8 protein-coding genes and 1 tRNA gene are annotated in these 6,127 nt (G+C 62.8%); all 9 read left to right on the top strand.

Going from position 1 to position 6,127, the window contains the following annotated elements; translation table 11 throughout:
- Positions 1-14 precede the first annotated feature (14 nt).
- Positions 15-89, top strand: a tRNA-Tyr gene (locus KA354_24915).
- A gap of 19 nt (positions 90-108) precedes the next feature.
- Entirely contained in the window at positions 109-411 is a 303-nt protein-coding gene (locus KA354_24920; protein MBP7937894.1) for a hypothetical protein, read from the top strand.
- Positions 404-2,389, top strand: coding sequence for a hypothetical protein (locus KA354_24925; protein MBP7937895.1), 1,986 nt, complete (start codon positions 404-406; stop codon positions 2,387-2,389). The genes KA354_24920 and KA354_24925 overlap by 8 nt, the downstream gene beginning before the upstream one ends.
- Positions 2,358-2,597: a hypothetical protein gene (locus KA354_24930; GenBank protein ID MBP7937896.1), complete on the top strand. Its 240-nt coding sequence runs from the start codon at positions 2,358-2,360 to the stop codon at positions 2,595-2,597. Before KA354_24925 ends, KA354_24930 begins: the two co-directional genes overlap by 32 nt.
- Positions 2,581-3,342: a hypothetical protein gene (locus tag KA354_24935; protein MBP7937897.1), complete on the top strand. Its 762-nt coding sequence runs from the start codon at positions 2,581-2,583 to the stop codon at positions 3,340-3,342. Before KA354_24930 ends, KA354_24935 begins: the two co-directional genes overlap by 17 nt.
- Positions 3,342-3,905 carry a hypothetical protein gene (locus KA354_24940; protein ID MBP7937898.1) on the top strand — a complete coding sequence of 188 codons (564 nt, stop codon included), beginning with the start codon at positions 3,342-3,344 and terminating at the stop codon, positions 3,903-3,905. Before KA354_24935 ends, KA354_24940 begins: the two co-directional genes overlap by 1 nt.
- A gap of 234 nt (positions 3,906-4,139) precedes the next feature.
- Positions 4,140-4,688 carry a hypothetical protein gene (locus KA354_24945; GenBank protein MBP7937899.1) on the top strand — a complete coding sequence of 183 codons (549 nt, stop codon included), beginning with the start codon at positions 4,140-4,142 and terminating at the stop codon, positions 4,686-4,688.
- Between the two features lie 16 nt (positions 4,689-4,704).
- Complete coding sequence (locus KA354_24950; protein ID MBP7937900.1) at positions 4,705-5,670, top strand: Mu-like prophage major head subunit gpT family protein; 966 nt, start codon at positions 4,705-4,707, stop codon at positions 5,668-5,670.
- 66 nt (positions 5,671-5,736) lie between these two features.
- On the top strand, positions 5,737-6,127 hold a 391-nt coding region (locus KA354_24955; GenBank protein MBP7937901.1), incomplete at its 3' end, for a hypothetical protein.

The raw sequence follows: 6,127 nt of genomic DNA on the forward strand, positions 1-6,127 counted from the left end.
CAGACTAATGTAGTGGCAGGGTAGATCAGCGGGAGATCGCCCGACGTGTACAGCCGGGAGGCACGCCGGTTCGAATCCGGCCCCTGCCGACCTTTGGAGGAGGAGACGTTGACCGCATCCGAGATGCTGGCGATGGAAGTGATGCCTGGGGCGTGTCTCGTGGAGGTCACGGACGGCCCCGAAGCCTCGCAGGGCGGGATTTTCTACGCCGACCGCTACAGGCCGATGCCCGGTTGGGGCTTTCTCCGCAGACTGGCCCCCGATTGCGTCGGAAAAGGCGCGTCCGAGGGCGACAATGTGGTGTTCAAGCGGTGGGCGGGCAAGCATTTTGAGACCGACGACGGCAAAACGCTCGTTCTGTGCGACTTCGACAAGCACATTGAGGCCGTAATCGAGGGAAACTGTGAGTAGCAGCCACGCGATAGCCGAACAGGAGCCGAAACAGCGTCTTTCGACCGACGATCTGACCACTCTGGGCCGCATTATCGGGCGCGACCTGACCGCATACCGCTCCGACGCGGCTGATTTGCTCGATAAGGTGTCCGCATGGCGCGATCAGTACGATGGGACGGCCTCCAAGCCGAAAGGGGCGCAGGCCTGGCAGTCGAACGTCAGCATCCCGAAGACCAAAGCGACCGTTGACAGCATCGCTGAGAACGTGACGACCGCTCTCTGCAACATTTCGCCGTATACCATCGTGGAAGCCGAGGACGTTGACGATCCCGAGGCCGAGGACGGCATGGAGGACTGGATTCAGGACTGGAACGAGCGCACGCGGCTCCGGTCGAAGATCCTGCTGGCGGTGCGCGAGGCGGCAACCACAGGGCAGGCATGGCTCAAGCCGACAGTGGTACGCACGGGCAAGCCCGCGCCGATGTGGACGGGCGAACCGCTCAACGTGACGCAGCTCGACATCGTGCCGAGGTGCGAGGTCGTCATCACCGAGGACATGGCCCTGCTCCCCGCGACCGCTCCGAACTTCTCGCAGGCGAGAGGCGCGTTTTCCCGCGTGTACCTGCGGTGGAACGAGATCAAGCAGGCACTGAAGTCCAAAAGTTTCTACGAGGACAGCGTAAACAATCTCAAGGCCGAGTGGATGGAGAGCCACCCGCAGACCAAACAGCAGGAAGTCTCCGGCATCACGCCGGAGGAGCCTGACGAGATATGGGGCGCAAGGTTCGAGTGTTGGGAGGGCGTCTACCGGTGGTGCAAGCCGGGCGACGACGAGGAGACCGAATGGCTCATCCTCGCGGCCCACAGGTCCGACAGTGGCGGCGACGCGATCATCCTGCGGTGCAGTCCGTACAGCGAGATTTACGGCAACCAGTGGTTCTTCTCGCCGGTCATAATGAAGCCGTCCGCGAACAGCATGTGGGGCGAGCCGGTAGCGGAGACCATGCGCGGGATGCAGGCGTGGATCAACGCCACGTTCAGCCAGATCAGCGACGCGATCACCATAAGTATTCTGCCGCCGATGGCGATACCGCAGGGCCAGGAATCGCAGTACCGCAAGTACAAGTGGGGGCCGATGGAGCGTTGGCCCGTCAGCAATCCGGCGGACGTGCGGATACTGGAGTCGAGCGCGTCGAGCCTCGCGTCCATAGGCCACGCGGCGAACATGATGGGCCTAGTGCGCGAAGAGATCGAGCGGGCGACCGGCGTCACGGACTATACGCAGGGCAAGGCGTCCACCGAGAAGCGCACGGCGTTTGAGATCGGCGCGCTCATCGAGGCGGGCAGCACCAAGTTCAACGTGCAGGCAAGCAATGTGCAGTTCGGGCTGGAGGAAGGCGACGGGCTGGAAGGCTACACCCGCAACCTCGTGAATGTGCTGGCGCGGTTCCTGCCGCAAGTGCCGATACGCCACAAGGTCAGCAAGCGCGGGCGCACCGTGCCGAAGGTGTTCAATCCCGAGTGGTATCAGTACAGCTACAAGTACACGCCGAACGGCTCCAGCCAGAGCACGAACCCGCAGGCGCGGCTTCAGCGTGCGATGGCTACCCGGCAGGGCATCGCGCAGTCGCCGTTCACGCAGATAAGCCCGCTGGACAGCGCGGAGCAGCTTATCGACAAGGTCAAGCGCATCTGGAACGCCGAGAACGAATACTATCAGGCTATGGGCCACAGGAACACGGAGGAGATCATTGGAACCGAGCCGGAGACGTTCGAGGAGGCCGCTGCTATCGCGTATACGATCAATCCTGCCGTGGCGCAGGCGATCCTCGTCAGATACGCGCAGGGACTCGGAGACGGGATGGCGCAGGGAGGACTACCGCCTGCGGAAGCCGGAGCCGTCGGAGGAATCGGAGCTTACGAGCAACCTGCGCTTGCTCCAGCAGGCGGACCAGTACCGGGAGATGTTGTCGCACCCGGCATGGCTCCTGTATGAGCAGGAGGTCGAGGAGCAGGCACAACGCACCGTCGAGGCGATGGTGACGCGCAGGCCCGCACCGGGCGAGAGCCTGACCGACTTTGCGATCAAGATGATGCAGTACCAGGAGTTTGTTGCCTCGTGCTACAACGCTGTCGCAATCCCGCGACACACGATAGAAGCGGCGAGGCGGATTGAGGAGGAGGGAAATGGACGAGGAGTTTGAGGGCCAGCAGCCCGATCTTGAGGTCGTGGAGGGCGGCGAACCGACCGCCGAACCGACCGGGATTGACGAGAACGAGCGCAAGACGTGGGAAGGCAGGCTCCGCGCAGAGCAGGACCGGCTGAACACCACGCGCACCGCACTGCAGCAGATGGGTTGGGACGTGGACGAGCACGGCAACCCGTACCCGACACAGCAGGCCCAGCAGCCGCAGACGCAGTATCAGCAGCCTGCCGAGCAGAACGACGAAGAGTTCGAGTGGACGACACAGAACCTGCGGCAGATGATCCGGCAGGAGGCACAGCAGATAGCCGCGCAGCAGGTAGGCGGGCTTCTGCCGGTCGTTGACCAGACGCTCACGGCGGTATACGAGCAGAAGTACAACGACTTCAACGAGATCAAGGCCGACACGACGAACATACTGCGGCAGATGGGCTACAGTTCGATCACTCACGCGCAGGCAGTGAACGCCGCCGCCGTGCAGATAGCGATGGACGCGGCGCGCGGCAGGAAGGCCGCTTCGACACCCGCGCCGCCCGACCCGAACATCGAGGCGCAGAGGCAGGCGCGAGTAGCGCAGGCCGTGACGCCTGGGGCCGGAGGGACGGCACAGCCGACGACAGGCAAGACCTACGGGTTCAGCGCGGAGGAAGTGGCGCAGCTCGCGGCCATGGGACTCACGCCCGAGCAGGCCGACAGGATGCTCAGTGACGGCGTGGCCCGCGTGAAGGTGGGAGGAGACAAGTAATGGCACTGAAACGCAAGCCCGTACCGCAGGACTCACCGGTAGTCGTGGCCGTCCGAGAGCGCATGAAGCCGGTAGACACACAGACCGTCGTCGCCAAGACGCAGACCGGCGAACTAGTCGTGTGCAGGGCTGACGGCACGCACGTACCGTTCGTGTGCGCCGAGGCGATGAGGGCGCAGCTCGACAAGGAGTTGAAGCCCGGCGGGGCTGACAGCTTCGCGTACCGGCTCATCAACAGCCACAAACGCAGGATGGGAACAGCCGCCGCGAGCGGGTGGGTCCCCGTCAAGAAGGCCGAGAAACTGGCGGCTTGCCCGCACGCATACGGCGACGAGACGAGCGCACTGATACACGACGCCGACACGATCCTGCACAAGCGGCCCATGTCGATGCACAGGCAGAGGATCGAGGAGCGGCAGATATATAACCAGATGCAGATGGCATCTGCTGAGGAACAGCTTCGCATCGCCGCAGAATCGACGGCGGGCGTGCGCGACTACACGCACACCGAGAAAGACGGCGATCCGAGCGAGGGCTTGACGCTCTCGCAGCCGGGAGTATAACACCGCCCCTCCGCATGGAGGCCAAGCGGTCTTGATAATCCGATACGGCCCCGCAAGCCCCTCCGCATGGAGGCCAAGCCGACGCGGGGCCACCCCCACGGCAGACAGCCAAGGGCTTCCGCCGCACCGACTCGCCCCCGCCAGGGCCAAGCGAGTCAAGCGGGCCAGCAGCCACCCTGTACGCGCTTGGGTGATAGCAGCAGCAACACATCACACAGGAGGCATACAGGACCAATGAGCAAGTTCAACATCGAAACCTTCAAGTGGGTTGGACGGCTCGGCGTCGGTTCCGCGACCCCTGAGATACTTGATGACCCCGACATCAAGGAGGCTAACAACCAGACCTTCAAGGCGGGCGACCTCGTATATCTCAGTTCCGGAACGGTCACCAAATGGGCCGACTCAGCCACTACCCAGATCGCAGGCATCGCGCTTGAGGATGCGACCAACGTCACCTCGGGCAACAAGGCCATCAAGATCCTCAAGATCACGTCGATGGACATCTTCGAGGGTACTTTCTGGGACACCTCCGAGTCACAGGCGATCACCGCCGTCACCATCATCGGGCAGAGCTTCGGACTCGACACGCCGTCCGCCGGTGTGTGGGTCGTTGACAACGACTCCACGAACGACAGGGTGCGCGTCGTCGGCCTGAAGAAAGGCCCGGCGTTCGACTCCACAGGTACTCCGTGCCAGATGAAGCTTGGCGACACCTACGGACGGGTCTACGTCCAGTTCCTCGATTCCACTTCCGCTGGGACCGAGCTTCTGATGTTCAACTAGGAAGGAGTAGAAGACAATGCCAAACGTAGGACGCATCGTAAAGACCAACCACTCCGACCTGTACGACCTGAACATCGGTAATCAGTTCCTGCAGGGCTACGGAGAGGCCGAACATGAGTTCGAGGATGTATACAACGTAGTCAATATCACTCACCAGGACACCCGCTACAGCCACATCTCGGGGCTGGGCGTGTGGCCGGTGAAGCCGTTCGGCGCGAACGTGACGTTCGACGGCATCTACCAGGGTTACGACGTGACGATCACGCCGAAGACCTACGCCTCCGCGTACACCGTGGAGAAAGAGACCATCGACGACGATCCGACAGGCCTGCTGACCGGCCCGCTCTCCCAGAGCCACGGCCAGATGGCACGCGAGACCATGGAGATTCTGGCGGCTGTGCCGTTCAACTCGGCCACCACCGCCACGATCTTCGAGTGGTGCTCAGCCGCATCCGGTGCGGGCTACCTCGGTGACGGCAAGGCTCTGCTGGCGACCGACCACCCGATACTCTCGGGCGGCACGTATGCCAACACCCCGTCGTCTGCCGCCGACCTCTCGATCAGTTCACTTCAGGCGTCGCTCATCAGACTGAACAAGATGCAGGGCGCGAGAGGCCAGCAGTGGCCGCTCCAGGGCGAGATGGTGGTTGTCCCGGTGGACAGCCGATTCCTGCTCGATGAACTGCTCGACGGCGACAAGATGCCCTACACCGCCGACAACACGGTCAACTCCGTGCGCGGCCTGCTGAAGAAGAAGGTCTGGAGCAGACTGACCGATCCCGACAGTTGGTTCGTGCTCGCGGGCAAGGCAGGCAAGCCGGGCGCGAAGGGCCACGGCCTCGTCGCGGTGATCCGCCAGATGCCCGAGTTCCGCAAGGACAACGTGTTCGCATCGGGCGACCGGCAGTACGCCGGAGACTTCAGGATCGGCTTCGGCGCGTACGACTTCCGTGGAGTGGACGGAAGCATCGGTGCGGGCTAAAACGACCGATACGGGAGGGGCTTCGGCCCCTCCTTTCTCCCATGATCTACAAACAGGAGACATATCATGGCAAGAAGTGAATCGACCAAGACACATCTGGAGAACGTGGTAATCACGCCAAGCACTTCGCACGGCGATGCCGACGGCGATGTGGCATTCCAGATCAACCCCATAGACTCGGACGTGAACGCGAGTCCTACCGCCGCTTTCAAGATCGACGAGAACGGCAACACCACGTCCAACTCGCTGACCATCACCCGCGACGACACCACGGATGGCGTGGTTGACGTTATCACACTTACCCACAGTTCGAGCGACAGCAACGCGACAGCCGGTGATGGTATCGGAGTGTCGTTCAAGCTGGAGAACGCGACCGGCACGGCGACCGTCGAGGAGTGGGCGAGTATGGACGTGCTCTCCACTACCGTCACGAACAACGCCGAGGACGGCGACATCC

The sequence above is a fragment of the Phycisphaerae bacterium genome (assembly GCA_018003015.1).
Classification (GTDB): Bacteria; Planctomycetota; Phycisphaerae; order UBA1845; family PWPN01; genus JAGNEZ01.

Bases quoted from the DNA above. Each gene is read 5' to 3' on its own strand.
- KA354_24930 (MBP7937896.1), top strand. From the start codon at position 2,358: ATGTTGTCGCACCCGGCATGGCTCCTGTATGAGCAGGAGGTCGAGGAG.
- KA354_24935 (MBP7937897.1), top strand. From the start codon at position 2,581: ATGGACGAGGAGTTTGAGGGCCAGCAGCCCGATCTTGAGGTCGTGGAG.
- KA354_24940 (MBP7937898.1), top strand. From the start codon at position 3,342: ATGGCACTGAAACGCAAGCCCGTACCGCAGGACTCACCGGTAGTCGTG.
- KA354_24945 (MBP7937899.1), top strand. From the start codon at position 4,140: ATGAGCAAGTTCAACATCGAAACCTTCAAGTGGGTTGGACGGCTCGGC.
- KA354_24950 (MBP7937900.1), top strand. From the start codon at position 4,705: ATGCCAAACGTAGGACGCATCGTAAAGACCAACCACTCCGACCTGTAC.